This window comes from Streptomyces sp. NPDC034670, from assembly GCF_055574875.1.
On record NZ_JBVITR010000118.1, the window covers coordinates 1 to 3,886 of the forward strand.

Consider the following 3,886-nt stretch of genomic DNA (forward strand, 5'->3'; position numbering starts at 1 on the left):
TCCCCCTCCGGCCACTCCCGCGCCTCGGTCAGCAGCTCCACCCCGCCCGCCGACCAGTCCACCGCCGACGACGGCGCATCCACATGCAGCGTCCTGGGCAGCACCCCGTGCCGCATCGCCTGCACCATCTTGATCACACCCGCCACACCCGCAGTCGCCTGGGTGTGGCCGATGTTCGACTTCAGCGACCCCAGCCACAACGGCCGGTCCGCCGGGCGACCCTGCCCATAGGTGGCGAGCAGCGCCTGGGCCTCGATCGGATCCCCCAGCGACGTGCCCGTGCCGTGCGCCTCCACCGCGTCCACATCCGTGGCCAGCAACCCGGCGTTGGTCAGCGCCTGGCGGATCACCCGCTGCTGCGAGGGGCCGTTGGGCGCGGTGATGCCGTTGGACGCGCCGTCCTGGTTGACCGCGCTGCCCCGCACCACGGCCAGCACCTCATGGCCGTGGCGCCGCGCGTCCGACAGACGCTCCAGCAGCACCAGGCCCACGCCCTCGGCCCAGGCGGTGCCGTCCGCCCCCTCGGCGAACGACTTGCACCGCCCATCCACCGCCAGACCCCGCTGGCGCGAGAACTCCACGAAGGCGCCCGGCGTGGCCATCACCGCCACACCGCCGGCGAGCGCCAGCGAGCACTCACCGCTGCGCAGCGCCTGCATCGCGGAGTGCATCGCCACCAGCGACGACGAACACGCCGTGTCCACCGTCACCGCAGGACCCTCGAAGCCGAAGGTGTACGCCACCCGACCGGACACGAAGCTGCCCGCGTTGCCGTTGCCGAGGAAGCCTTCCAGTTCCTCCGGTACGCGGGTGAGGTTGGTGGCGTAGTCGTGGTACATGGCGCCGGCGAAGACGCCGGTGCGGCTGCCCTTCAGCGTGGCCGGATCGATACCCGCGCGTTCCAGCGTCTCCCACGAGGTCTCCAGCAGCAGCCGCTGCTGCGGATCCATCGCCAGCGCCTCACGCGGTGAGATCCCGAAGAACGCCGCATCGAACTCCCCCGCATCGTGCAGGAACCCGCCATGCCGCACCATCGACTTGCCCACCGCATCCGGATCCGGATCGAACAACCGGGCCACATCCCAGCCCCGGTCCTCCGGAAACGCCGTGATCCCCTCACGGCCCTCCGCCACCAGAGCCCACAGATCATCGGGCGAAGACACCCCACCCGGAAGACGACACCCCATCGCCACGATCGCGATCGGATCCTCCGACACCCCCGCACCAGAAACCCCCGAGGCCGTCACCGACCCCGAAACCGCCGCCTCCTCCCCCACCAACTCCACCCGCAGGAAATCCGCCAGCACACCCGGCGACGGATAATCAAAGATCAACGTCGCCGGCAGCCGCAGCCCCGTCACCGCATTCAGACGGTTCCGCAACTCCACCGCCGTCAACGAATCAAAACCCAGATCGTTGAACGCCTGACCCGCATCGATACTCGCCGCACCCGCATGCCCCAACACCACCGCCACCTCACCCAGCACCAACTCCACAAGGTGACGCTGCCGGGCCTCCCGGGGCAGCTTCCTGAGGCGGTCCGCCAGGGAGCCGCCCGTGGACGAGCCGGCTCCCCCGGCGGCAGCGCGTGCCGTGCGCCGGGGCCGGCGGACCAGCCCCCGCAGCATCGGCGCCACCTCACCCGCGGCCGCCTGCTCCGTCAGGGCGGCGAAGTCGAACTTCACCGGTACGAGCGTGGACGCCTCGCCGGACAGCGCCGTGTCGAGCAGGGCCATGCCCTCCTCGGTGGGCAGCGGAAGCACTCCGCCACGGCCCATGCGGGCCTGGTCGGACTCGCTCATCGTGGCGATCATGCCGCCGGACTCGGCCCACAGGCCCCAGGCCAGCGAGACGGCCGGCAGACCCCGGGCGCGGCGCCACCGAGCGAAGGCGTCCAGGAAGGCGTTGGCCGCCGAGTAGTTGCCCTGACCCGGTCCGCCGATGACGCCGGCGGCCGACGAGAAGAGGACGAACATGGAGAGGTTCATCCCGCTCGTCAGCTCGTGCAGTGTCAGCGCGGCGTCGACCTTGGGCCGGAAGGAAGCGCCGATCCGCTCCTGGGTCAGGCTCGCGATCACGCCGTCGTCGAGGATTCCGGCCGTGTGGACGACACCGGTCAGGGGCGCGTCGGGCGAGACCGTCGCGAGGAGCTTCTTCACGGCCCGGCGCTTCGACATGTCGCAGGCCACTACGGTGACGCTCGCGCCGGCCGCTTCGAGTGCGGCCGTCAGTTCCTCGGCTCCGGGCGCCTCCGGCCCACGGCGGCTGGTCAGCAGCAGGTGGCGTACGCCGTGTACGGCGACGAGGTGCCGGGCGACGAGCCCGCCCAGCGTTCCGGTGCCACCGGTGACGAGCACCGTGCCCGCGGGATCCAGGACCGGTCCGTCGGAGTCAGCGGCGCCGGAATCGGCCGGGGCCCGCACCAGGCGGGGTACGTGCACGACGTCGGAGCGCACTGCCACCTGCGCCTCACCGCTGGCCAGGACGCCCGGGAGGGCCGGCCGGGACGCCTGGATCTCGTCCACGTCCATCAGCAGGACGCGGTCCGGGTTCTCGGCCTGCGCAGCGCGCACGAGGCCCCAGACGGCGGCGCCCGCCGGGTCGGTCACCTCGGTGTCGGCGGTGACGCCGACCGCGCCGCGCGTCACGACGAGCAGGCGGGTGGACTCGAGTTCCGGCGCGGCGAGGAACGCCTGGACGATCCCGAGGACACGGCCGACGAGGCCGCGGACCCGTTCGGCGTTGACGACGCCGTCGATGGCGTCGACGACCAGGACTTCCGGCATCGACGCACCGGAGCGCACCAGTTCCTCGATGTCCAGGGCCATGGAGACCGGGTGCGGTATGACCGCGGTGTCGTCGCCGCCCCCCGCTTCGGTCGGCACGGCGGTCCACTCGACGGTGAACAGGGCATCCGTCTCGGAACCGGCCCGCCCGGAGGACTTGAGCTGCTCGTCGGAGACGGCGCGCAGCACGAGCGACTCGACCGACGCGACCGGGGCGCCCTCGCTGTCGGCGAGTTCCAGCGCCACCGACTCGGGGCCGGTAGGAGTCATGCGGACCCGCAGACTGGTGGCGTCGGCCGCGTGCAGGGTCATGCCGTTCCAGGCGAACGGCAGGATGAGCTTGCCCTCTTCGGCCTTCCGCTCGGTGAAGGCACCGCAGTGCAGGACTGCGTCCAGCAGCGCCGGATGCAGACCGAACCCGGCCGCCGCGTCGGTGTCCTCCGTGGGAAGCACGACCTCGGCATAGATCTCCTCACCGAGGGTCCAGAGCGTGCTGAGGCCCCGGAACAGCGGGCCGTACGCGTATCCGGCGCTCGCCTGCTCGTCGTAGAAGCCGGTCAGGTCGACGGGCTGCGCACCCTCGGGGGGCCAGACGGCGAGGTCGGTGCCGGGGGCCGGGGCGTGGTCGTCGAGCTGGCCGCTGGCGTGACGTACCCAGTCGGCTCCGGCGTCGTCGGGCCGCGAGTACACCGCGACGGGACGTACACCGTCCCTCTCCTCGCCCACCGAGACCTGGACCCGCACCGCGCCCTCGTCGGGGATGACCAGCGGGGCCTCGATCACCAGCTCCCGCAGGGTCCGCGCACCGACCTCGTCCCCGGCGCGGATCGCGAGTTCCACGAGGGCGGTGCCCGGCAGCAGGACCGTGCCCGAGACGGTGTGGTCCGCGAGCCACGGCTGGGCTGCCAGCGACAGCCGGCCCGTGGCCAGGACGCCGCCGGTGTCGGGCACGCTGATCACCGAGTCGAGCAGCGGATGCTCGACCGCGAACGCGGGATCACCCGCCGGCGCGGGCGGGTTCAGCCAGTAGCGCTGGTGCTGGAAGGCGTAGGTGGGCAGGTCCACCCGGTGGGCACCGGTCCCGGAGAACACCTCCTCCC

The 3,886-nt window shown here is 72.2% G+C and carries 1 pseudogene; it reads right to left on the reverse strand.

Annotation, left to right across the window (positions count from 1 at the left end):
• A pseudogene (locus tag ACZ56B_RS32645) lies at positions 1–3,878 on the reverse strand (type I polyketide synthase); the annotation flags it as partial.
• Positions 3,879–3,886: the final 8 nt, after the last annotated feature.